The organism is Proteus columbae (assembly GCF_009914335.1).
Lineage (GTDB): Bacteria > Pseudomonadota > Gammaproteobacteria > Enterobacterales > Enterobacteriaceae > Proteus.
The window spans coordinates 2,270,184-2,294,559 of sequence record NZ_CP043925.1 but is presented as its reverse complement, the minus strand read 5'-3'; the positions used below and the strand labels follow the sequence as shown (position 1 = coordinate 2,294,559).

The following is a 24,376-nucleotide window of genomic DNA, read 5'->3' as shown; positions in this document are numbered from 1 at the left end:
AAAGCATAGGTTGGAAAAGCACAGCATGAAACGGATATTATTGATTATAGCAGGTTGGTTATGTGTTGGATTAGCTACATTAGGTGTTATTTTGCCTGTGTTACCCACTACACCTTTCTTATTGCTTGCTGCATGGTGTTTTTCTCGTTCGTCGAAGCGCTTCCATTATTGGTTACTTTATCGCTCTTGGTTTGGTCCTTATTTACGATATTGGCAAACTTATCACGCTATGCCTAAAGGGGCGAAACCTAAAGCAATCTTAGTGATCTTAATTACCTTTGCGATTTCACTGTGGCTAGTGTCTATGCTTTGGGTCAGAATATTATTGCTGATAATCTTAGTGTGTTTGTTGATATTTATGTGGAGACTTCCTGTTAATGATCAACAAGAAGTCCCATGTGAAAAATAACGTTACTCAGGCAAAACAATGTAACGTGCAAATATTTCGTCAAGATTAGCTAACAGCCACTGTTTACCATAAATATTCTCTTCTTCTAACACAGATTTTAGAATATCAGGCGTATAAGCAAGAGAAGCTTCATGGGAAAGAGGCCAATAACTGATATGCCATGGCTCGTAAGCAATATCGCTCTCTTTATGAGTAAAAGGGCGATAAAAGTCATACGCTGACATATTCTCCGTTAACCATTCATTAAGCTCTGCAAAATAGCCACCATCTTCGTATTCCCAAGGTTCTAATTGTAATGATTGACCTTCAGGTAAACGAAAAGGATCGTAAATATCAATCTCAGTGCCCCAATGGTGGCGACTTGCACCGGGCAATGCTGACCATTTTAAAATAGCGATACAGCGCTCACCATCTGATAATGCATGAATATCTATTGGCTGGCTTTGTGCATCTAAAACAGGGCGAGTACCTTCAAACTTTCCATTCCATATAGCTAATTGGCGGTTAAAATCACGAAAAGAGCTGGCTGGCATTAATTTAAAGCCTGCTTTTGTGGCTTGTTGTTGTAATGCTAAAAAAGCCTTAGTGGCATTAAATTGCAAGCGATGCTGACCAGATAAAGTGACTAAATGATCAGTAGAACGGCCAGTTAGCATTAAAGGCGTTATCATAAAATAAGTTGCTCCATAACCCGCTGATAAATTCGGCTAAGCTGTTGTAAATCTGCCGCATTAACACACTCATTAACTTTATGAATTGTTGCATTAACAGGGCCTAATTCGACAACTTGCGCGCCCATTTGGGCAATAAATCGACCATCAGAAGTGCCTCCACTGGTGGAAAGCTCTGGCTCTAAATTGGTGTAATGCTTAACGGAGTAACGGACAGCTTCAAGTAATTTACCTTGGCCGGTAATAAAAGGCTGGCCAGATAAAGACCATTCCAACTGATAGCGAAGTTGATGCTTTTGTAGTAACGCTTCTGTACGTTGGCGAATTTCTTCATCTGTAATGGCAGTACTAAAGCGGAAATTAAATTGAATAAACAGCTCACCGGGGATCACATTATTGCTGCCTGTACCTGCATGGATATTGGCAATTTGCATTGTAGTTGCTGGGAAAAACTCGTTGCCTTCATCCCAAACAGTATTAACGAGCTCTTGGATAAAAGGGGAGGCAAGATGAATAGGATTTTCCGCAAGGTGAGGGTAAGCGACATGACCTTGCACACCTTGAATAATTAAATTTGCTGTTATTGAGCCTCGACGACCATTTTTTACCATATCGCCTAAATGATGTTGGCTTGAAGGCTCACCCACAAGGCAATAGTCGAGACGTTCGCCACGCGACATTAAAGATTGTACGACTTTAACCGTGCCGTCTGCGGCTTTGGCTTCTTCATCCGATGTAATTAAAAAGGCCAGTCGTCCACGGTGATCAGGATAAGAGCGAACAAAACGTTCAGCAGCGACAATCATGGCGGCAAGCGAGCCTTTCATATCCGCCGCACCGCGTCCATATAACAGACCATCACGAATAGATGGTTCAAAAGGCGGGTTATCCCACAAATCAAGATCACCTGTTGGTACAACATCAGTATGACCAGCAAAGGCTAGTGTTTCGCCTTCACCACCACGACAAGCCCAGAGATTTTCAGTTTCACCAAAAGGCATTCTTTCAATCGTAAAACCAAGAGGGGCAAGCCTATCGATAATCAGTTGCTGACAACCTTGATCATCAGGGCTGATTGAGGGACGCGAAATCAGTTGTTGTGCAAGCTCAATAACAGGACAGGACATAAAAATTAGGCTCCTGTAAAGGACGAATAATCATTGACATCAAAACCAACAACAAAGCGGTTGTCTGATGACACAAGAATAGGGCGTTTAATGATCGCGGGTTTATCTAACATAAGTGAGATTGCAGAGGTAACATCAGTGATTGCGTTTTTTTCTTCATCAGATAATTGACGCCAAGTTGTTCCTCTTTTATTCACAAGTGTCTGCCAATCTAAATTTTCTGTAAAGGTGCGTAATAATGCTTCCGTCAAACCCTCTTTGCGGTAATCATGAAACGTGTAGGGAACATGATTATCATCTAGCCATTTACGTGCTTTTTTGATTGTATCGCAATTTTTTATGCCGTACATGGTATATGTCAGGTTTGTCGTGGACATGATATTTTCCTTATATGACAATACGTAATATTAGTATTGATGAGAATGAGTGTTATACAATTCCAAAATAACAGCTTTTGTTGTAGTGAAAAATCCTATTTACATTATAAAATATATCGGATATTAAACTGTCACGTTAGTGTAACGAATTGTGTAGCGTAGAGTAATACAAATACGAATAAAGATTTCCGTTGGTAAAAGAGAATATGAAAAGTATTTCACTGAGTCTTATATTGCTTTTACTTTCTTCTTTTAGCTGGGCAGATGAAGAAAATGACAGTCAAAAAGTTGATGAGTATAAAATAGCCTTAGAGGCTTTTTTTAACAGTGATTATTTATTGTGTTTGGGCGAAGGGAAATGGCCTGTGTACAGCAATGAAGATGATGCCCCTTGGGTGCTAGAAAGAATGCATGCATTAGTTGAGGCAGGATTGATTGAACAAACCTCAAATGGAGAAGAATGGGTGTTCAATCTCAGTGAAAAGGGGCGCAGAGCATGGCAACCTTATCAAGACTTCTGTTATGGTCACCTGTTCATTAGCCAAATTAAAGAGATCCAACCGATAGGATCAGGCAAAAGTAAAATTTATTTTTATTATGGTGTAAAAGGTATTCCTTCATGGGCAACCAATGAAGAAATACAATCCGCTTTTAGCGAACTTGATATTGTGATTAATGGAATAAATCGAGAGCTGTATCAGTTAAATATCGAAAAGTTACCAGATAACCATTTTAAAGTATTAAGTTATCCAGTTCCTATTGAGTAGAGATGATTTAATATAGCACTAAGCAGAATATTCAATAATAGCTCTGATTACCCCGACCCAGTGTCGGGGTAAAGCGTTTAGTACTGATGCTTAATAAGAATAAGACTGGCAGCTAAACGAGAAGTGACTTGCAGTTTCTTTAAAATATTACGAATGTGGACTTTCACTGTTTCTTCAGAAATAAATAAATTCTCAGCAATTTGTTTATTTTTCATTCCAGCAGACACTTCATGAAGAACATCTAACTCTCTTTTAGTCAATGCTGAAAGTGGATCAGAATAGTTTTGCCTAAGCTGTATATATTGCCACACTCGCTCACTATAAACAGGATGCCCAACAGCTGCTTTGCGTAGGCTAAGTAATAGCATGTCTAACTCACACTCTTTTAAAAGATAACCGTTTGCGCCAGCATCCAACGCAGCGTAAACATCATTACGTGAATCAGAAACGGATAAAACAAGAACATAAGATGTTAAACCAGAGCGACGAAGTGTTCGAATAATATCAATACCTGAACGCCCTTGTAGATTTAAATCCATCATAATTAAGTCTGGATTTAACTGTTTTGCAGCGGTTACAGCCTCTTGAGCATTGCCACTTTCGCTTACTACGACAAAGTCCTTGTCTTTTTCTAACAATAGCCGTAATCCATATCTCATGATAGGGTGATCATCCACTATCATAATTGAGTAGCTAGGCATAACCCCTCTCCCTAAAAAAAAATAATAATGTGCGTAATCTTTCCAATAGCAGAAAATAAAAAAGTAAATTCCAAATGAGGAATAAAAATTAGAATCAGACATCTTATTAAAACAATAAGAAAATAAAATTGACGGTTCGCAATATTACACCAATTATTGTTACGGGTAAAAAAGAAAATAACCAAAATGACTAACAAAAAATCTAATTCTATAAAATCTTTATAGTTACAATGAGTTGTGTGGAGATAAGACTATTAAAAAAATAATCAACAAGTGAAAATAGTTATTGTTTTTTTAAACAATATAAAAAAATTAATTATTTTAAATGTTAATTTAATATCTGGTAAATAATAAACAAATATTGTCTTTTTTCTGTTCGAGTTTATTACACTGGTGAAATTAAATAGTGTTAATAACATACCTACAACTAGGTATTAATTGTTTATAATAAATCTTGTTTACTAATTTGAAAAAAGTGTCGGAGCCGTCATGATTTAACGCTCCATTACCATTATACTAACGAAGCCCTTACCCTATTGATACAAAGGATATGAAGATGGAAGACAAATTAAAACAAAGCGCTCTAGATTTTCATGAATTTCCCGTACCTGGCAAAATCACAGTAACACCAACAAAACCACTCATAACCCAACGTGATTTAGCATTAGCTTACTCACCAGGCGTTGCCGCTCCTTGTTTAGAAATTGCAGCAAATCCTCTTGCTGCTTATCGCTACACAGCCAAAGGTAACCTTGTCGCGGTGATTTCAAATGGTACTGCGGTACTTGGGCTTGGAAATATCGGTGCCTTAGCAGGTAAGCCTGTGATGGAAGGTAAAGGCGTTTTGTTTAAGAAGTTTTCTGGCGTTGATGTTTTTGACATTGAAGTTAATGAGACAGATCCTGACAAACTCGTTGACATTATCGCATCATTAGAGCCAACATTTGGTGGTATTAACCTCGAAGATATTAAAGCACCAGAGTGTTTCTATATTGAGAAAAAACTGCGTGAGAAAATGAACATTCCTGTATTCCATGATGATCAGCATGGTACAGCGATTATCTCTACAGCCGCAATTCTCAATGGTTTGCGTATTATTAAAAAAGAAATTAGTAAAGTAAAATTAGTGGTATCAGGAGCAGGTGCCGCGTCTATTGCTTGTATGAACTTATTAGTTGCTTTAGGGCTAACACGCGAAAACATCACTGTATGTGACTCTAAAGGGGTTATCTACCGTGGACGTGAAGCTAATATGGCAGAAACCAAAGCTGCTTATGCAATCGAAGATAACGGCACTCGTACATTAGATGACGTTATTAATAATGCTGATATTTTCTTAGGTTGCTCAGGGCCTGGCGTATTAACGCAAGAAATGGTCAAGAAAATGGCTCGCGATCCACTTATTCTCGCGCTTGCAAACCCAGAACCTGAAATTTTACCGCCGTTAGTAAAAGCTGTACGTTCAGATGCGATTATCTGTACAGGGCGTTCTGACTACCCAAATCAGGTTAATAACGTATTGTGTTTCCCATTCATCTTCCGTGGCGCATTAGACGTTGGTGCGACAGCAATTAATGAAGAGATGAAACTCGCTTGTGTTCATGCTATTGCAGAATTAGCACTCGCGGAACAAAACGAAGAAGTTGCTTCTGCCTATGGTGATCAGGAACTCTCTTTTGGCCCTGAATACATTATTCCGAAACCGTTTGATCCACGTTTGATTGTGAAAATTGCGCCAGCAGTTGCAAAAGCGGCGATGGATTCTGGTGTTGCAACACGTCCAATTGAAGATTTCTCTGCTTATATCGAACACCTTAATGAGTTTGTTTATAAAACGAACTTATTTATGAAACCTATTTTCTCGCAAGCGAAAAAAGAGAAAAAACGCATTGTGTTAGCAGAAGGGGAAGAAAACCGCGTACTACATGCAACGCAAGAATTGGTAACGTTAGGATTAGCCACTCCAATCTTAATTGGCCGTCCTAGTGTGATTGAAATGCGTATTCAGAAATTGGGTTTACACATTAAAGCTGGTAAAGACTTTGAAGTGGTGAATAATGAAAACGACCCACGTTTCAAAGAGTATTGGCAAGAATATCACCAAATCATGAAACGTCGCGGTGTATCACAAGAGCAAGCTCGCCGTGCAATGATTGGCAATCCAACACTTATTGGTGCCATTATGGTTCGCCGAGGTGAAGCAGATGGTCTGATTTGCGGTACTGTGGGTAGCTATTCTGAACATTTTGAAATCTACAAAAATGTGTTTGGCTTACGTGAAGGAATGGAAACCGCAGGGGCAATGAATGCTCTGCTATTGCCAAGTGGTAACACTTTTATTACAGATACTTACGTCAATGAAGACCCAACCGCAGAACAACTAGCTGATATTACGATTATGGCTGCTGATACTATTCGTCGCTTTGGTATCGAGCCAAAAGCAGCGCTGGTTTCTCGTTCAAGTTTCGGCTCATTTGATAGCCCATCTTCAATCAAACTCAGAAAAGCGTTAGAGATAATCAAGCAACGTGCACCTGAATTAGAGATTGATGGTGAAATGCATGCAGATGCAGCATTAGTAGAATCTATTCGCCGTGATGTGATGCCAGATAGTCCATTAAAAGGCGCTGCAAACCTATTAGTTATGCCAACAATGGAAGCCGCACGTATTAGCTATAACTTGCTGCGTGTGACAAGCTCTGATGGTGTGACAGTAGGACCAGTATTAATGGGTGTTGCTAAACCTGCCCACATCTTGACGCCAATTGCATCAGTACGTCGTATCGTGAATATGGTGGCATTAGCTGTTGTGGAAGCTCAAGCACAATCTCAAAATTAATTGTTACTAATTAAATAATTCCATTCATAAAGCGCTTTTTATTAAAGGAACCCCCGATAGTTGGACAACCGATTATCGGGGGTTTTTTATGCTCATCAAATCAGCACGACGAATGTTAAATGCAAATTAATATAAGAATGATATTGATAATTATTAACAACAATATTAACCTATGCGTCTAACTAAAGTAGGTATATATAACTAATAGGATGATTATGTTTTTCTCAATATCAAAAAAGATCTTACTACTAGTTTCATTAATAAGTCTTTCAGCATGTCATTCAATAGAAAAACAACCTGTATCAACCGTAGATCTGGCAATTATTCAGTCAGCAAACATCATTGATACTCAGACTGGGCAATCCATCACAGCAGACACACTGTTAACACGATTAGCAAGTCAATCACATGTGATTATTGGTGAAAAACATGACAATGCTTATCATCATGATATTGAGTATTGGTTAATGACAGAGCTACCTAAAAAACGCCCTCAAGGAGCAGTTTTACTTGAGATGCTAACTCCAAGCCAGCAATCATTAGTGGATAACACAAAGAAACGTTATTCAGGCTCCGAATATCTACGAGATGAGCGACTAATGGCTGCATTAAAATGGAATTCAGGTTGGCCTTGGAAATGGTATGGCAATATAGTTAAAGCAGGGCTAAGCGCTGATTATCCTTTATTAGCGGCAAATATTGATCGCAGTGAAATATCTAGTGCGTATAAAAATCCTCCTATTATTGATGGTGTGCATTCAACTGATACCTCTGTTCGCCAACTTATTCAAAAAACAATTGAGCTTTCTCATGACGGTGAGCTTGATAAAACACAAGCAGAAAAAATGACGGTTATTCAGCAATTGCGTGATCGTGCAATGGCTAAAAGTTTATTAGATGCTCCGACACCCGCACTGTTAATTGCTGGCTCTTTTCATGCTACAAAAATAATGGGTGTACCTTTACACGTTGCTGATCTAGCACCGAATGAAAAAGTAACTGTGGTGATAATGACGGAAGAGGGAAGTGATGTGACTTCCGTTCATGCCGATTATCTTTGGATAACACCTGTCGCCTTACCTTAATTTATTGATAACACGAATATGCTTATTTCTTCTTGTATGGATCAAATGCCAAAATTTCAGCTTTGTAGTTCTAAAGCATTTATTTTGGCTCTCGGTGTACATGCTATTTTTGTCATGGCTTATTTTTATTTCAATAAAGAGAATACGGTACTTATACAAGAGCCAGAATTAGCTGTAATGATGAGCTTAAGCGAAAACGTACAAGCACTCAGTGATGAAAAACAGGTTGTAGGCGTCGATCAACAATTGGCGGTAGCAAGCCAAAAAAAGGTAGAGCAAGATATTGCTGAAAAACAGCCTGATCTAATTGTGAATGAAAATGCAGATATTTTGCTCGAAAAACCTAAAAAAAGAGTCAATGTAGAGCAAACAGCTAAAGTGACACCTATAACCTCTCCGGTAAAGCCCGCGCCTACTATTAGCGAAAATGTGTCTAGCCAATCAGCACCATCAAGCAGCCGCTCTGCGGCGAAACAGCAATCTAATGATGTTAGTGCAAATTATGATAGCGATTCAGATAGTACGGAAAGCGCATTAGCATTATGGCAAGCTAAAACAAAAGGGCATCTTAATCGCTATAAAGCCTATCCCGAAGAAGCCAAAAGTAAAGGTAGAACAGGGATTTCTAAAGTACGCTTTATTGTTGATGAACAAGGTTATGTCATATCGAGTGAATTAATTCTTAGTAGTGGCGTGCGTTCTTTAGACAGAGAAGCACAACGAGTACTCAAACGTGCAGAACCCTTACCAATACCGCCAATTGAGTTATTGTCGAAAGGTAAAATAATGGTTGAAATGCCAATTGAGTTTTCTACACTAACGTTCTAACGACAGGTCAAAAAGGAAATAAAACGTTATGCTAGTCGCAACAAAAAAACGGATGACGTTGCAATTAACGAGTGCGATCATGGCATTGTTAATTTCAGCAACACCTGCATTGGCTCAAAATCAGAAGGACTCCCTAGTGATGCCACCAAAAGCGAATAAAGTGCCTCATGTGATGACAGAACATGGAGACACGCGCACCGATAATTACTATTGGCTAAGAGATGATTCACGTAAAGATCCTAACGTGCTTGATTATCTGAATGCTGAAAATGCCTATACTGAATCAGTGATGAAAGAAGGCAAGGCGCTCGAAGAAACGCTCTTTAATGAAATGGTGAGCCGCATGGCTCAAAACGATGAATCAGTGCCTTATATTTATAATGGCTATACTTATCGGACTATTTATCAAGAAGGTAAAGATTTCCCTATTTATCAGCGTAAACCAGTAAATAGCGAAGGTGAATGGGAAGTTCTCGTTGATGGAAACGAACGTGCTAAAGGGCACGAATTCTATCAATTAGGTGATTTGACAATCAGCCCAGATAACAAACGTATCGCTATTGCAGAAGATAAAGAAGGGCGCAGAAACTATAATGTTGCCTATAAAGATTTATCGGATAATACATGGAAAGAGAATGTGTTAACCAATATCTCAGCAAATCTTGTGTGGGCAAATGACAGCAAAACACTATTTTATGTTGATAAAGATCCGCAAACCTTACTGCCTTATCAAATCTATCGCCATCAATATGGCACTGATCGTAAACAAGATGTCAAAATCTTCGAAGAAAACGACGATCGTTTTTATACATGGATGGGTAAAAGTAAATCTGAAGATTACATTCTTGTCTCTATTGAAAGCTCAACAACCTCAGAATCTCGTTTAATTGACGCGAATGCGCCAGAAAAACCAATGGTAATATTCTCTGCGCGTCAAGAAGGGCGTGAATATGATATCGACCATTTTAATGGCGAATTCTATATTCGTTCGAATCATGAGAGTGAATTGTTTGGTCTTTATAAAACGGCATCAATCGATAAGCCTTGGGAAACCGTCATTGCACCACAAAAAGAGGTCGATTTAGAAGGTTTCGATCTCTTTAATCGCTGGTTAGTTGTGGAAGAAAGAAAACAAGGACTAGTGTCATTACGTCAAATTGATTGGAAAACAGGTCAATCGACGAATGTGACCTTTGACGATCCTGTTTATATGGCATGGCTAGGTTTTAACCCTCAAGCAGATAGCGAAGAGCTTCGCTTTGGTTATACTTCTATGACAACGCCTTCTTCAACTTATCAATGGAATATGCAAACGCATCAAAAGCAATTGCTTAAACAGCAAGAAGTGAAAGGCTTTGAACGCAATTTATATGAAAGCGAGCGTATCTGGGTAAAAGCACAAGACGGTGTTGAAGTTCCCGTATCATTGGTTTATCGCAAAGACTTATTTAAGAAAGGTGAAAATCCTATCTTAATTTATGGCTATGGCTCTTACGGTAGCAGTATCGATCCTTCGTTTAGTTCACCTCGTTTAAGCTTATTAGACCGAGGCTTTGTGTATGCCATTGTGCATGTGCGTGGTGGCGGTGAATTAGGTAAACGCTGGTATAACCAAGGTAAAATGGAACATAAAGTTAATACTTTTACAGACTTTATTGATGCCACTAAATATCTAATTGCCAAAGGTTACGGAGCACCCAAACACGTTTACGCTATGGGTGGCAGTGCGGGCGGATTATTAATGGGCGCCGTTGTGAATATGGCACCTGAGTTATACCGCGGTGTTGTATCTCAAGTTCCATTTGTGGATGTTGTGACAACAATGCTTGATGCTTCAATTCCTTTAACAACAGGGGAATATGAAGAATGGGGAAATCCTGCTGATAAAGACGTTTATTTCCGCCTAAAATCGTATAGCCCATATGATAATGTGGTTGCCAAGGCATACCCTCATTTATTAGTCACAACAGGATTACATGATTCACAAGTGCAATATTGGGAGCCTGCAAAATGGGTTGCGAAATTGCGTGAATTAAAAACAGATAATAATCTGCTATTACTTGAAACTAATATGAGTGCAGGGCATGGTGGTAAATCAGGGCGTTTTAATCGCTTACGCGATACAGCCAAAGAATATGCTTTTATTCTGATGTTAGAACAGCCTGAAGTCTATTTTAAAGCTCAAAATATAAAATAGAATAATCAGTAATAGTAAATCAGTTTAATAAATTAGCCTGTCTCTCATTAAGGGAGACAGCGCTATTATTTAAAGCAAACATAACAATAATAATATTTTCTAGTTTAATGACTTTATATAAAGCAACGTGAGCCTATTTAAATAAAAATAAAGAATAGGTTTATTATGAAATTTACAAGGAAAATACTTAGCACTCTTATTTTATTTTCGGGTGTTAATCATCTTGCCATCGCATCTGAAACAGATAAAGCGATTCAATTTAGTAGCTTAAAAGTTTCATCAGCACAAAAAGAAACGCCTGAACAAAAAGCATTGGGAAAACCAGGTGCTTATAGCTCTATTGGTGAAATTAATAATCTTGAATCTGTTGAACAAACATTACGTTCAACGCCGGGAACATATACTCAAATGGATGTGAGTCAGCCGGGCATTGGTGTTAATATTCGCGGATTAAGTGGTTTTGGTCGCGTTAATATGATGGTTGATGGTGTCACTCAAACTATGTATAGCACATCACCTAGCCAATATGCGCATGGCGCGCAACCTTACAACCAATTTAATAGCATGATCGATCCGAATTTTATTATTCAAATCGATATTTCTCGTGGTCAACAAGACGGTGAAAATAGTATTAATGCCCTAGCAGGAAGTGCTAATTTTAAAACTATTGGTGTAGAAGATATTTTATTTCAAGGACACACTTGGGGTGTCAGAAGTAAAGCTGCTGGTGGCACAAATGGATTAGGTTATAACGGTATGGTTGCTGTTGCTGGGCAACGTTCATTATTTAATGATGATGGTAGCATTGGTGCAATGCTTGCATTAAGTGGGCATAAAATAGAATCGTCTTATAAAAATGGCGCGGGATTTAATAGTGAAGAATTTTCGACAAGCAAAGAATTCAATCAACGACCGCATTCAGAACTGACTAAAATTAATATTAAACCTAACGACTCTCATGAATTAGAATTAAGTGGTCGTTTTTATAACAATGATTTTAATCGACGAAAAATTGATGCAAAAGATTATTATGCGAAATATCGCTATACACCGCTAAACGATCTATTTGATAGCGAAATTTTGCTTAGCCACAGCCAAGCATCACAAAAATTTGCAGGTGATTCTCTTGTTAGTTTACGTGAAGCAAATGCAAAAAATATATCTGATTCACTAGTCGCTAAAAATACCAGCCGCTTTAATTACGATGAATTGGATATGGCATTAACACTGGGCACAAAATTAATGTCAATAGAATACAAACGCAGTGTTATTGCACCTTCTACTGATCCGTGGCAATCACAAAATATGGTTGAATATAATACGTTTGCACCGCAAGGAAAAAACGATTTAACCAGCTTCTTTTCACAAATGAAATTTGAATACGATATTTATACTCTCGACCTTAATTTAAATTATGTCGATTATCATATTAAAGGACGAAAACCCGCTTGTGATCCACGAGCCGCATGTTTCCCCGAAGGTGAAATGAACCTCAGTCGCCATGATAGAAATTGGGACCCAGGCATGTTGTTTTCTGCCGAAATTATTCCTGAATTTCAGCCTTTTGTAAGCTATGCACACACCATGAGGGCACCGACATCACAAGAGATCTTTTTTGCCAATGAAGGCGGTGCTTCAATGAACCCATTTTTAAAAAGCGAAAAGGCAGATACTGTGCAAATTGGTTTTAATAGCTATCACCCAGATTTAATGATGGAAGGCGATAGTTTACGATTTAAAGGATTGTGGTATCACACAAAAATCAAAGATTACATTTCCAGTGATTCTTATTTGGTATGTAAAGGTGGGGTGCGTTGTAAAAATGACGGTTCTTTAACTGGCGAGGATTACGCGGGGATAGAATACGATGGGAATATTTTCTTGTACACCAATAGCCTTGATCCTGTGACTTTACGTGGTTATGAGCTACAAGCAAATTATGATGCAGGAGTGTTTTATACTAACCTCTCATACAGTGACCAACGAACTTCACAGCCGACTTCGATTGCCAGTACAGACTTTGGGCAAACGCCCGCTTCTGAATTACCTAAATATTATGCCACTATTGATACAGGTGTTCGCTTCTTTGATGACCAGTCATTAGAACTAGGCACTGTGATCCAAATAACGGGAAAAGCACGTAAATCCTCACCAGAAGGGGTAGATTACGATACAGGTAAAGTGCCAATGGTGCAGCAAGATGATATCCCAACGGTTGTCGATGTTTATAGTAATTACAGAATTAATAAAAACATTTCTTTAAAATTTGCCGTGCATAATTTAATGAATAAAAATTATTCTAATGCGCTTGATAGAAGTAATTCAGCGCCGATTATGCAAGATCCGAGTGCAAATACACAAACTGCCCGTGGCAGAAGTTATCTTTTTGCAGGAGAAGTACGTTTTTAATGTAACGTAATGATTATCTTAAAGTATAAATAATAAAAAACGGCATCAAAGGAAGATTGGTGCCGTTTTTTTGTATCACTGTTTCATTAAACAATAATATTTAAGTTAATCGTCACTTTTAGGTGCTGCTTTACGTTTAGCTCTTATCTTTTGTGTTTTAATCACTTCACTGGTGATCCAACCATCTTCAACGCGTGTTTTCAACGGATCACCCACTTTCACTTGTTTGGTATTTTTTAGCACTTCTCCAGACTCTGTTTCGCTAATACTGTAACCACGAGAAAGTGTTGCGAGAGGACTCACACTTTCCAATCGTGAACAGCTAATAGCGAATTGTTCACGTTGACGAGATAACTGTAGTGAAATACTTTCTCTCATACGGTAAATCAACTGCTGTTGTTGGCGAAGTAATGCTTGGATTTTTGAACTAGGTTCTTGGTAATTAAGGCGTTTTTGTAGTTGTGTTTGTTGATGTTGTTTGGTTTGCAATAGTCGCTGAAAACTAGTCACTAAACGCTGTTGTGTGGAAGCTAATACATTTTGCTGACGAGCAAGACGTAAATGAGGATGCTGTTGCTGCAAACGATGATGAAGCTGTGTTATTGCGCGTAATTTTTTTGCTAAATAGTAATCCATCGCCATTTCAAGGCGTTGTTGTTGCGATTGTAATTGGCGCAATAACTCAAGTTTGTTACGACTAATAAGCTCTGCCGCAGCAGAAGGGGTTGGTGCTCTAAGGTCGGCAATAAAATCAGCAATGGTCACATCGGTTTCATGACCAACAGCACTTACAATCGGAATTTCACTGGCAAAAATAGCACGAGCAACGCGTTCATCATTAAATGCCCAGAGATCTTCTAACGAACCGCCACCACGACCAACAATTAAAACATCACACTCTTTACGGCGGTTAGCAAGTTCGATGGCATGAACAATTTGCATAGGTGCTTCAGCACCTTGAACAGCGGTTGGGTAGATAAGCACTGGCAAAGAAGGATCACGACGACGAAGAATATTTAAGATGTCGTGTAGTGCTGCTCCTGTTGATGAAGTGATAACACCAATCTGTTTAGCGGGAGATGGCAGGGGTTTTTTATAAATTGCATCAAATAACCCTTCTGCACTGAGTTTTTGTTTTAATAGCTCAAATTGTTGTTGTAAGAGTCCGTCACCAGCAGGTTGCATACTCTCAACAATCAATTGGTAATCGCCTCGTGGCTCATACAGTGTAATGGTTGCGCGAACTAAAACCTGCTGACCATGCTGAGGGCGAAAAGTAACTTTAGTATTTTGCCCACGGAACATCGCTGCTCTAATTTGGGCATTAGTATCCTTTAACGTAAAATACCAGTGACCAGAAGAGGGTTGAGTAAAATTGGAAATTTCAGCACTGATCCAAATGCGACCCATTTCCATTTCTAATAACTGGCGAACGGTCTTATTTAGACGGCTAACAGTAAAAATATTATTGTTTATCAGTAGTGTCATGTGAGCCAGATCAAATTTTAAAACAAAGACTTAATTGATTGATACTACCTAAGTTAGTGGCAGGATCAATAAAAATTTTGAAAAAAAGCTAGAAGCAACCGATTTCGGTGTGTATAATTCCGCGGCAATATTTTCTATTTCCTAAAAGCCGCCTTGGTGAGATATTGCTATGTTACGAATTAAAAAAGAAGCACTTACATTTGATGATGTTTTGTTAGTTCCTGCACACTCCACTGTTCTTCCTAATACTGCCGACTTGTCTACTCAACTGACTGAAACAATCCGCCTAAATGTTCCTATGCTTTCTGCTGCAATGGATACTGTGACTGAAGCGCCTTTAGCTATCGCATTAGCTCAAGAAGGTGGAATTGGTTTTATCCACAAAAACATGTCTATCGAACGCCAAGCTGAAGAAGTTCGTCGTGTGAAAAAACATGAAAGTGGTGTTGTCACTGATCCTATCACCGTAACACCAGAAACTTCTTTACGTGAAGTTCAAGCAATGACTGAACGCAATGGCTTTGCGGGTTACCCAGTTGTGACTAATGACAACGAATTAGTGGGTATTATTACGGGTCGTGATGTTCGTTTTGTTACTGATTTAGACCAACCAGTTACTGCGGTAATGACACCAAAAGAGCGCTTAGTGACAGTACAAGAAGGCGAAGCACGAGATGTTGTCATGCAAAGAATGCATGAAAAACGTGTAGAGAAAGCCTTAGTGGTTGATAACAACTTCCACCTGAAAGGTATGATCACTGTAAAAGACTTCAAAAAAGCAGAACGTAAACCAAACGCATGTAAAGATGAACACGGTCGTTTACGTGTAGGTGCTGCTGTTGGTGCAGGTGCAGGTAACGAAGAGCGTGTAGCAGCATTAGTTGCCGCTGGCGTTGACGTTTTACTTATTGACTCTTCTCATGGTCACTCTGAAGGCGTATTACAGCGCATTCGTGATACTCGTGCATTGTATCCAAATCTCCCTATCATTGGTGGCAACGTTGCAACCGCAGAAGGTGCTTTAGCACTGGCAGATGCAGGTGTAAGTGCGGTTAAAGTTGGTATTGGTCCTGGTTCAATTTGTACAACACGTATCGTAACTGGTGTTGGTGTACCACAAATTACCGCTATTGCAGATGCAGTTGAAGCACTGAAAGATCGTAACATTCCTGTTATTGCAGATGGTGGTATTCGTTTCTCTGGCGATATTGCAAAAGCATTAGCAGCAGGTGCAGCTTGCGTGATGGTTGGTTCAATGTTTGCAGGTACTGAAGAATCTCCGGGCGAAATCGAACTATTCCAAGGCCGTTCTTATAAATCCTATCGTGGCATGGGCTCATTAGGTGCGATGTCTAAAGGTTCATCAGATCGTTACTTCCAAACTGACAATGCAGCAGACAAATTAGTACCAGAAGGTATCGAAGGTCGTGTTGCTTATAAAGGTTTATTAAAAACTATCGTTCACCAACAAATGGGTGGTTTACGCTCATGCATGGGCTTAACAGGCTGCGCAACAATTAAAGAATTGAATACTAAAGCTGAATTTGTTCGTATCAGTGGTGCCGGTATTCAAGAAAGCCATGTCCATGATGTGACCATCACGAAAGAATCACCTAACTATCGCTTAGGTATGTAATTTATTCCGAGAAAGGCTTGTTTTGATTATAAATTAGCAAGCCTTTCAACTTTATGACTTTATCTGTTTTGGAATTCACCACAAATGACAGCAAATATCCATAATCATCGCATTCTTATCCTTGATTTCGGTTCACAGTATACGCAGCTTATTGCTCGTCGTATCCGTGAAATCGGCGTTTATTGTGAACTCTGGGCATGGGATGTTACAGAAGAACAAATTCGTGAATTTAATCCTAATGGTATTATTCTGTCTGGTGGCCCTGAAAGTACTACTGAAGACAACAGCCCTCGTGCGCCAGAATATGTATTTAATGCAGGCGTTCCTGTATTAGGAATTTGTTATGGTATGCAAACGATGTCAATGCAATTAGGTGGTGACGTCGAAGTTTCTGGTGAGCGTGAATTTGGTTATTCACAAGTTGAAATTCGTGAAACTTGTGCTCTGTTCAATGATATTCAAGATTCAGTTAGCGAAGATGGCAAACCACTATTAGATGTGTGGATGAGCCACGGCGACAAAGTTACTGCTATTCCATCAGACTTTGTAACAGTAGCCAGCACTGAAACTTGCCCATTTGCTATTATGGCGAATGAAGAGAAACGTTTTTATGGTGTTCAATTCCATCCAGAAGTTACACACACCCATCAAGGCTTAGCGATTTTAAAACGTTTCGTTTTAGATATCTGTGGTTGTGATGCTCTGTGGACTTCTGCTGCAATTATTGAAGACACTGTTGCTCGTTTAAAAGAGCAAATTGGTGATGATCACGTTATTTTAGCATTATCAGGTGGTGTTGATTCTTCAGTGACTGCATTATTGTTAAACCGTGCGATTGGTAAACGTTTAACATGTGTATTTGTTGATAACGGCTTATTGCGTCTGAATGAAGCAGAACAAGTCATGGAAATGTTTAAAGGCAAATTTGACCTAAATATTATCCATGTTGAAGCAGAAGAACGTTTTTTAACTGCGTTGAAGGGCGAAAACGATCCTGAGAAAAAGCGTAAAATCATTGGTCACACATTCATTGAAATATTTGATGAAGAAGCGGTTAAACAGCCACAAGTTAAATGGTTAGCGCAAGGTACTATTTACCCAGATGTGATTGAATCTGCCGCATCTGCAACAGGTAAAGCTCATGTGATTAAATCACACCATAATGTGGGTGGTTTACCTGATGATATGAAACTGGGTTTAGTTGAGCCATTAAAAGAACTATTCAAAGATGAAGTTCGTAAAATTGGTCTAGAGTTAGGCTTACCTTACGACATGCTTTATCGTCATCCATTCCCGGGTCCTGGTTTAGGGGTTCGTGTATTAGGTGAAATCAAAAAAGAGTATTGTGATTTACTGCGTCGTGCTGATGCTATCTTTATTGAAGAATTGCATAAAGCTGACTTATATAACAAAGTAAGCCAAGCATTTACCGTGTTCTTACCTGTGCGTTCAGTGGGCGTTATGGGGGACGGTCGTAAATATGACTGGGTTGTTTCATTACGTGCAGTTGAAACTGTGGACTTTATGACAGCACATTGGGCACATTTACCATATGACTTCTTAGGTCGTGTTTCTAACCGCATTATCAATGAAGTTAGTGGTATCTCTCGTGTTGTTTATGATATCAGCGGTAAACCACCAGCAACAATCGAGTGGGAATAAAATACCGTTTATCAGTAATCGTTGATAAAGGTTAAAAAACCAAGAGCCATCAGTATGTTACTGGTGGCTTTTTTGTATATATCTATTCACTAGTTGTAGGATTATTTTTATAAATAATAAATTCAATAAAGTTTTGAATTGATATTTGTTCACTTAAAGGTAATTTAGAATAGGCTTTTCTATCGTAATAAATAGCGCCTTTATCATTCTTAGGGATTAATAATTCGTAAGCCTGACGCCCCATTGCCTTAGCAATAGCATCAATGCTTTCAGCGGTGGCACTGGCTTCACAATTAATAATGCGGTTAACCGTTGATTGTGCAAGACCCGAATCAACAGAGAGTTTAACTCTTGATTTTATTCCATCGTTTAACATAAATGTTGTGATGTTATCTGAAAGTATTTGTCCAATCTCGGTCAGAATGTATTCTTCTTTTTCTGACTCCGCATGACCCTCTTTCAAATGGTCTATGTCCATCCAATATTTACTAATTTTAGTCACATATTCAATTTTTCGTGACATGTGAGCGGTAAGTTCGCGATGACTTTTTAAGTTTTTTAGTGATAGGTAACGGGAGATCATACTTGGGGCTACACCTAACGCATCAGCAAGTAATTTTTGTTTGCCGCTATAGTAACGTTCAATGATATAAATTAGATTATTTTTTCTGATTTCAGCAATGCTTTTAAATTTATTGTTATTCATAGAAAAATCCATTATTAATTACATTGAATTGATCACTTTTTTTTAACTTCGTTATTATTGTTTAATACTCGAATTATAAACAAGAGCATCTACATGATGTTGTAAATTAATAAAATAGGAGATAAGGACATCATGCATAATGAGATTTTAAAAAAACTCCCGCAGATAGAGCAAGAGTATCAAGTCAAACTACTCTATGTTGCTGAAAGTGGTAGTCGAGCTTGGGGATTTGCCTCAACAGATAGTGATTATGATGTGCGAGGTATTTTTATACGGCCTCGCAATGCTTATCTTTCTATTGATAAACCTAAAGAAACCTTCGAATGGATAGAAAATAGTTGGTTTGATGTAGGCGCTTGGGATATTACCAAAGCTCTACACTTATTACGCAAATCGAATTGTATATTATTAGAGTGGCTCCAATCGCCAATAATTTATCAACAATATCCTAATGTTCAAAAAGAGTTATTTGAGCTTGCAGAACTCTATTATCAACCAAAAGTGATTGTTCATCATTACAGAGGAATTGCTAAAGTTGTGAGTGGATATTCTCCTGAAAATAACGCTAAAAATGAGATTAGTGCAGAGCCAATAAAATTAAAAAAATGGTTCTATATGTTACGCTCTCTTTTATCCGCTTATTGGACAGTGAAAACGAGTAGCATTCCGCCTATGGAATTGGATAAGCTGATAAAAATTTTAACTATCGAAGAACAGAAAGCCATCAAAGAGCTAGTAGAATTTAAATCAGATAAAGATGAACATTTTACTTGGGTTCCAACAGATGCAATGCAACATCTGGTGATCTTTTTATGGCAAGAGACAAATGTTCAATCAACCAAGAGAACAGTACCCGATAATAATATTTTAAATAATTGGTTTAGGAAAAAATTAGATGAAACTGACTATTGAAGATATAAAACCTTACCTTTTATTTGAAAGTATTGCTGGAAGTCGTTCACATAATCTTGCAACGGAAACATCAGATACAGATATTAAAGGTGTCTTTTATCTCCCTAAAGATCTTTTTTATGGGTTGGAATACACACCACAAGTAAGTAATGAAACCAATGATATAGTCTATTATGAACTTGGACGATTTATAGAACTATTGTGTGCATCTAATCCTAATATTTTAGAGTTACTTAATTCACCCGAACAGATGGTTATTTATCGACATCCTTTAATGTCATTGATAAAACCAGAATGGTTTTTGTCTAAAACTTGTGTTCAAACATTTGTGCACTATGCACAAGGGCAGATTAAGAAAGCTCAGGGACTAAACAAAAAAATAGTAAATCCGGTTGAAAAAAAATTAAAAACTATTCTTGATTTTTGTTATGTCATTGAAGATGGAAAAACAACATTAATCAATACTTGGTTAGAAAATCGGCGTTGGAAACAAGAGAATGTTGGGTTAGCAAAACTTACTCATGCTCAAGATACTTATGCAATTTATTATGATGATAAAGTGCCTTATCAAGGAATAATAAAAAAAGAAAATGCTAATGATGTATTGCTAAGTAGTATTTCTAAAACAGCAAAACTAGAAGGTTATCTTAGCTTTAATAAAGAAGGCTATAGTACATATCGCAAGCAATATCATGAATATTGGCAGTGGGTTGAGCAACGTAATGATGTTCGTTACCAACAAAATATCGATCATGGCAGAAGTTATGATAGTAAGAATATGATGCATACCTTTAGATTACTCTATATTGCATTAGGGATTGCACAAGAAGGTAAAGTGAAGGTTTGGTGTGACAATAGAGATGAATTATTAGCAATTAAGGCAGGTCAGTTTAGTTATAATGAATTATTAGAGCGCAGTGAAATTCTTATTAAGACTATTAAGAGTGCATTTCAATTAAGCCTGTTGCCTGAAAAAATTGAGCCTTCAATTGCAGAAGTTGCTCTTATAAATATAAGAAAAGAGCTTTATAACTAATAGAAAAATAAACTAGCCTAGAAAACTAATATCCCTTACGTAATGTAAGGGATATGCTATTTTAAATATTTTAAGTATACAAACTAAATGCAAAAATATTTATTAAATAGCGTTGATATATAAAAATATTAATTAGTTGCAAGATACTCTGGGTAAGCATCTGTTAACTTCATATATATACGCTTGTGCTCTGCGTTCTTTCTAAAATCCTGTTTTAAACAGATTTTAGCTGTATTTTTTAACTCAGCAGGCATATTTTCTGCGTTTGCAGAGGCAATAATGGAAAAACGCACTTTCTTTTTAGACCGACTCAAATTATAAGGTAAACCTAAAATACGTCTTGCGACTCTGTTTGTTTTCACAACTTACTCCTTTTTGCATGTAATTTAGAGAAAGCCTATTTATTATAGCAGAGAATAAAAAGAATAAGATGTTGGTAACCTTATTAATTTAGCATTAAAGGCTATTTTGCTTATATTTTTCCTGTATTTTAAAAATACTCAGGTTAATAAAACAAATATTTTTATATTCGAAATGTAATTAACTATCTAGATTATCGTTCGCTGAAATTAAAATATTTACATTTATAAAGTACATTTAAAACACTTGTCATAATTAAAAATAAGAAATTTAGCTTAATATTAACATTGAGTTATTTGTCTCATAATTGAGATGATATAAGATGCTTTAATTTACAATTAATTATCATTTTTTTGAAAAAGAGATTAGAAAAGAGATCTCGTTAAAAATTTAACGTTATTTTAATTCAAGGAGGTATGGATCCAATTAAGATAACCTTTAAAACCATTTTCAATCGGTATTATAATTACTTCAGGAGTATCATAAGGATGTATTTCGATAAGAGTATCAATTAAGTTTTGCTGTTTACTTTTTTCGGATTTTATCATCATAAGTATTTCATTATCTTCAATAATTTCATTGTTCCAATGATAAATAGACTTTACGTGAGGTATTAAATTTACACAAGCAGCAAGTTTTGCATTGATGAGGTGGTGAGCAATTTCATTAGCAATTGTTTCATTTGGTGCGGTTGAGTATGCAATTATCATTGTTTTTCCTTTTAAAATTAATTCGATCTTTCATAGCAACAATAAGGTTTGGTGATTTTAATTTTATCAAAATAAAACTTTTTAAAACTTAAAGCTAATATTTTTATTTTTAGCGAAATAAAACAGTTTTTTCAAAAAAAACTTTCTCGATATGAAATGTTTACGGCATTATTAAGGGCTTTTTACGTATTATAAGGTTCTTGTAGTAAAGAAAAATATCAGGGTGCCGATATTATTATTAGATTAATGAAATGTATCTATTTGTGTTATAAGGCTTAATTTTGCTAAAGGCATTTTTACCTTCAATAATATCTCTAATATAAAATAAACTAATTAGTCATAAGATTTATAAAAATTTGTGGGGTTTAAAATGGATAATAATTCGCTAAAAAACGCGAGTTTATTTGATAATGATCCCGTTCTCTATGCTGCGTGGCTTTACTATCAAGACGGACTCAGTCAAAGTGAAGTTGCAAATATTATGGGTGTTTCTCGAGTTACCGTCGTGAAATATTTGCATCTAGCTAGAGAAAAAGGATTCGTAAATATTAACTTGGATTCATCAGTATTTTCTACGATTGATTATGCCATCAGAATAAAAGCAAAATTCGATCTTAATAATGTGCTTATTTTACCTGATGAAGAAAAGAATAAATCGCAACACACTTTAAATATGAATAGAGAAAGATTAGCGAAAGCAGGAGCGATGTATCTTTCTCAGATAATTAATGACGATGATATTTTAGGTGTTGCTTGGGGACGAACAATTTATAAATTGGGTAATTATCTTCCACCCAAGTCATTAAAAAATATCACAGTACTACAAATGATAGGTGCAGTAGCGCCACAGCCTGATTTTAAAACAACAGAAGCAGCCGCGTTAATCGCAAACAAGTTGTCAGGGTGCAGTATTAATTTGCATGTGCCTGCGGTGGTTTCTAGTGCACGTCTAGCAATGGAACTTCAAGCTGAACCTATTATTAGGCGTAATTTTTCAGCGCTAAATCAGTGTAATAAAGCCCTTTTTGTTGTGGGTAATATATTAGATGATAATCCTTTGGTTACAACGGGGGTTTTAACGAGCAGTGAGATGGCTCAATATCGTGATTTGGGTGCTGTTGGTGTAATTTGTGGACGTTTTTATGATGCGCAAGGCAATCCTCTGGTTTCTGATATTGATCTTAGGATAATGGGAATAAGCCTTGCTCAGTTAAGACAAATAACACAGAGACTTTTTATTGCTGGTGGTGTGGAAAATATTCAGGCAACAATAGGGGCGATAAAAGGAGGTTACGCCACTGATATTGTGATTGATGAAGTCACAGCGCTGGCATTATTAGAGCTAGATAATTAGTAATAAAATCCTCGTGAAAGCGAGGATTTGTTGGCAAACCACTATTTAAGCTCTACTTATTTCTGATACAAATAAAGTATTTGAAGCATTTGTTTTGATCAGTCTATTTTGTAAAGCTTACATATAAAGAAAAAGATAAAAATGATAAGTTGTTAACATTTTTATCTTTTTTTATATGAGTCTCTTGCCTTAAACACTCATATCATTCACTATATAAAAAATTATATAACGATAGTCGGGATCACCACTTTTATGAAATACCAATTTCTTGCTGGTTTAGGACTAGCATTAGGATTAATTTGCCATAATACATTTGCAGCCGAGCTTCATCTTTATGCAGGTGCTGGATTAAAACAACCGGTAGAGCAAGTTGTGAGTGTATTTGAAAAAGAGACAGGAAATAAAGTTACTATTGAATATGGCGGTTCAGGTCAAATACTAACACGCTTTAATTTAACTAAGCAGGGGGATTTATTTTTTCCCGGTTCACAAGATTACGTGGAAAAGTTAAATAAAGAAGGACAAGTAGTTAATCAATATTCTATTGTTCGCCATATTCCAGTTATTGCTGTGCGTAAAGATAAAGTGGGTGATATTAAAACACTAGAAGATCTTGCGAATAGTTCATTAAAACTAGGTATGGGTGATGCTAAAGCTATCGCATTAGGAAAAAGTGGCGAGCAACTTATTGATGCATCAGGTCAAGGCGATAAACTACGTGATAAAGTTGTTGTACGCACTGCAACCATTAAACAATTGCTTATGTATTTACTCAATGGGGAAGTGGATGCCGCCATTATTGGATATGCAGATGCAATGAAAAATCAAGATAAACTCGTTTTGCTTCCAGTTCCTGAAGGTAGCCCAGAAGAAGTGGCAACACTTGCTGTTTTAAAAACATCAGCAAATCCGAAAGAAGCACAATTACTTGCTGATTATTTTACTCGTGCTGAAGGGATAAAGGCTTTTACTGATTATGGTTTTCTTCCTGTAATTTCGAAACCATAGATTTTTTCTCACATAAATTGTGTTTTTTCGCCACCAACTCACTGGTGGCTTTTTTCATTATTACAGCAAAATAAATACCTATCTTAAAAAAGGA

Annotated in this window: 21 protein-coding genes; 13 read left to right on the top strand and 8 right to left on the bottom strand. The window is 37.2% G+C overall.

Annotated features, from left to right (window positions below):
- Positions 1 to 25: 25 nt before the first annotated feature.
- Positions 26 to 409 carry a DUF454 family protein gene (locus F1325_RS10970; protein ID WP_109373647.1) on the top strand — a complete coding sequence of 128 codons (384 nt, stop codon included), beginning with the start codon at positions 26 to 28 and terminating at the stop codon, positions 407 to 409.
- A gap of 2 nt (positions 410 to 411) precedes the next feature.
- Here F1325_RS10970 and F1325_RS10965 read toward each other — a convergent pair whose 3' ends face one another.
- From F1325_RS10965 to F1325_RS10955, 3 genes are read right to left on the bottom strand one after another with little or no spacing between them, the layout of a single operon-like run.
- Positions 412 to 1,080: a M15 family metallopeptidase gene (locus tag F1325_RS10965; RefSeq protein WP_109373646.1), complete on the bottom strand. Its 669-nt coding sequence runs from the start codon at positions 1,078 to 1,080 to the stop codon at positions 412 to 414.
- Complete coding sequence (gene dapE / locus F1325_RS10960; protein WP_160230438.1) at positions 1,077 to 2,207, bottom strand: succinyl-diaminopimelate desuccinylase; 1,131 nt, start codon at positions 2,205 to 2,207, stop codon at positions 1,077 to 1,079. The genes F1325_RS10965 and dapE overlap by 4 nt, the downstream gene beginning before the upstream one ends.
- A gap of 5 nt (positions 2,208 to 2,212) precedes the next feature.
- Complete coding sequence (locus tag F1325_RS10955) at positions 2,213 to 2,584, bottom strand: ArsC family reductase (RefSeq protein ID WP_109373644.1); 372 nt, start codon at positions 2,582 to 2,584, stop codon at positions 2,213 to 2,215.
- 206 nt (positions 2,585 to 2,790) lie between these two features.
- On the opposite strand from F1325_RS10955, the gene F1325_RS10950 reads away from it, so the two are divergent.
- Entirely contained in the window at positions 2,791 to 3,351 is a 561-nt protein-coding gene (locus tag F1325_RS10950; protein ID WP_160230437.1) for a hypothetical protein, read from the top strand.
- A 77-nt stretch (positions 3,352 to 3,428) separates the two neighbouring features.
- On the opposite strand, the gene F1325_RS10945 is transcribed toward F1325_RS10950, so the two are convergent.
- Positions 3,429 to 4,052 carry a response regulator gene (locus F1325_RS10945; protein WP_069368881.1) on the bottom strand — a complete coding sequence of 208 codons (624 nt, stop codon included), beginning with the start codon at positions 4,050 to 4,052 and terminating at the stop codon, positions 3,429 to 3,431.
- Between the two features lie 556 nt (positions 4,053 to 4,608).
- Between F1325_RS10945 and maeB the strand changes: the two genes are divergently transcribed.
- The 5 genes from maeB (at position 4,609) to F1325_RS10920 (ending at position 13,410) form a co-directional block, all read left to right on the top strand.
- Positions 4,609 to 6,891 (top strand): NADP-dependent oxaloacetate-decarboxylating malate dehydrogenase, encoded by a 2,283-nt coding sequence (gene maeB / locus F1325_RS10940; RefSeq protein ID WP_109373643.1) that lies wholly within the window; start codon positions 4,609 to 4,611, stop codon positions 6,889 to 6,891.
- A gap of 215 nt (positions 6,892 to 7,106) precedes the next feature.
- Positions 7,107 to 7,976, top strand: coding sequence for a ChaN family lipoprotein (locus F1325_RS10935; protein ID WP_109373642.1), 870 nt, complete (start codon positions 7,107 to 7,109; stop codon positions 7,974 to 7,976).
- A 45-nt stretch (positions 7,977 to 8,021) separates the two neighbouring features.
- Positions 8,022 to 8,804, top strand: coding sequence for an energy transducer TonB family protein (locus F1325_RS10930; RefSeq protein WP_232797462.1), 783 nt, complete (start codon positions 8,022 to 8,024; stop codon positions 8,802 to 8,804).
- 28 nt (positions 8,805 to 8,832) lie between these two features.
- Positions 8,833 to 11,001 carry a S9 family peptidase gene (locus F1325_RS10925; protein WP_109373640.1) on the top strand — a complete coding sequence of 723 codons (2,169 nt, stop codon included), beginning with the start codon at positions 8,833 to 8,835 and terminating at the stop codon, positions 10,999 to 11,001.
- A gap of 165 nt (positions 11,002 to 11,166) precedes the next feature.
- Positions 11,167 to 13,410 carry a TonB-dependent receptor gene (locus tag F1325_RS10920; protein WP_160230436.1) on the top strand — a complete coding sequence of 748 codons (2,244 nt, stop codon included), beginning with the start codon at positions 11,167 to 11,169 and terminating at the stop codon, positions 13,408 to 13,410.
- Between the two features lie 105 nt (positions 13,411 to 13,515).
- Here F1325_RS10920 and xseA read toward each other — a convergent pair whose 3' ends face one another.
- Positions 13,516 to 14,898, bottom strand: coding sequence for an exodeoxyribonuclease VII large subunit (gene xseA, locus F1325_RS10915; RefSeq protein WP_160230435.1), 1,383 nt, complete (start codon positions 14,896 to 14,898; stop codon positions 13,516 to 13,518).
- Between the two features lie 169 nt (positions 14,899 to 15,067).
- Between xseA and guaB the strand changes: the two genes are divergently transcribed.
- Together guaB and guaA are read left to right on the top strand one after the other, a co-directional pair.
- Entirely contained in the window at positions 15,068 to 16,534 is a 1,467-nt protein-coding gene (gene guaB / locus F1325_RS10910; RefSeq protein WP_109373637.1) for an IMP dehydrogenase, read from the top strand.
- Positions 16,535 to 16,618: 84 nt separating this feature from the next.
- Positions 16,619 to 18,196, top strand: a complete 1,578-nt coding sequence (guaA, locus tag F1325_RS10905; protein ID WP_100160335.1) for a glutamine-hydrolyzing GMP synthase — start codon at positions 16,619 to 16,621, stop codon at positions 18,194 to 18,196.
- An 82-nt stretch (positions 18,197 to 18,278) separates the two neighbouring features.
- Here the strand turns inward: guaA and F1325_RS10900 are convergent, their stop codons facing one another.
- On the bottom strand, positions 18,279 to 18,902 hold the full coding sequence (locus F1325_RS10900; RefSeq protein ID WP_109373600.1) for a DNA-binding protein: 624 nt from the start codon (positions 18,900 to 18,902) through the stop codon (positions 18,279 to 18,281).
- A 132-nt stretch (positions 18,903 to 19,034) separates the two neighbouring features.
- Between F1325_RS10900 and F1325_RS10895 the strand changes: the two genes are divergently transcribed.
- On the top strand, positions 19,035 to 19,814 hold the full coding sequence (locus F1325_RS10895; protein ID WP_160230434.1) for a nucleotidyltransferase domain-containing protein: 780 nt from the start codon (positions 19,035 to 19,037) through the stop codon (positions 19,812 to 19,814).
- A complete protein-coding gene (locus F1325_RS10890) occupies positions 19,798 to 20,850 on the top strand; it encodes a DNA polymerase beta superfamily protein (protein WP_109373598.1) in 1,053 nt (350 codons plus the stop codon). The genes F1325_RS10895 and F1325_RS10890 overlap by 17 nt, the downstream gene beginning before the upstream one ends.
- Before the next feature lie 128 nt (positions 20,851 to 20,978).
- Here F1325_RS10890 and sra read toward each other — a convergent pair whose 3' ends face one another.
- Positions 20,979 to 21,212 (bottom strand): stationary-phase-induced ribosome-associated protein, encoded by a 234-nt coding sequence (sra, locus tag F1325_RS10885; RefSeq protein WP_109373597.1) that lies wholly within the window; start codon positions 21,210 to 21,212, stop codon positions 20,979 to 20,981.
- Between the two features lie 399 nt (positions 21,213 to 21,611).
- Positions 21,612 to 21,920 (bottom strand): divalent-cation tolerance protein CutA, encoded by a 309-nt coding sequence (cutA, locus tag F1325_RS10880; protein WP_109373596.1) that lies wholly within the window; start codon positions 21,918 to 21,920, stop codon positions 21,612 to 21,614.
- 370 nt (positions 21,921 to 22,290) lie between these two features.
- On the opposite strand from cutA, the gene F1325_RS10875 reads away from it, so the two are divergent.
- Both F1325_RS10875 and modA read left to right on the top strand, forming a co-directional pair.
- A complete protein-coding gene (locus F1325_RS10875) occupies positions 22,291 to 23,274 on the top strand; it encodes a sugar-binding transcriptional regulator (RefSeq protein ID WP_160230433.1) in 984 nt (327 codons plus the stop codon).
- A 252-nt stretch (positions 23,275 to 23,526) separates the two neighbouring features.
- A complete protein-coding gene (gene modA / locus F1325_RS10870) occupies positions 23,527 to 24,282 on the top strand; it encodes a molybdate ABC transporter substrate-binding protein (RefSeq protein ID WP_109373595.1) in 756 nt (251 codons plus the stop codon).
- Positions 24,283 to 24,376 lie beyond the last annotated feature (94 nt).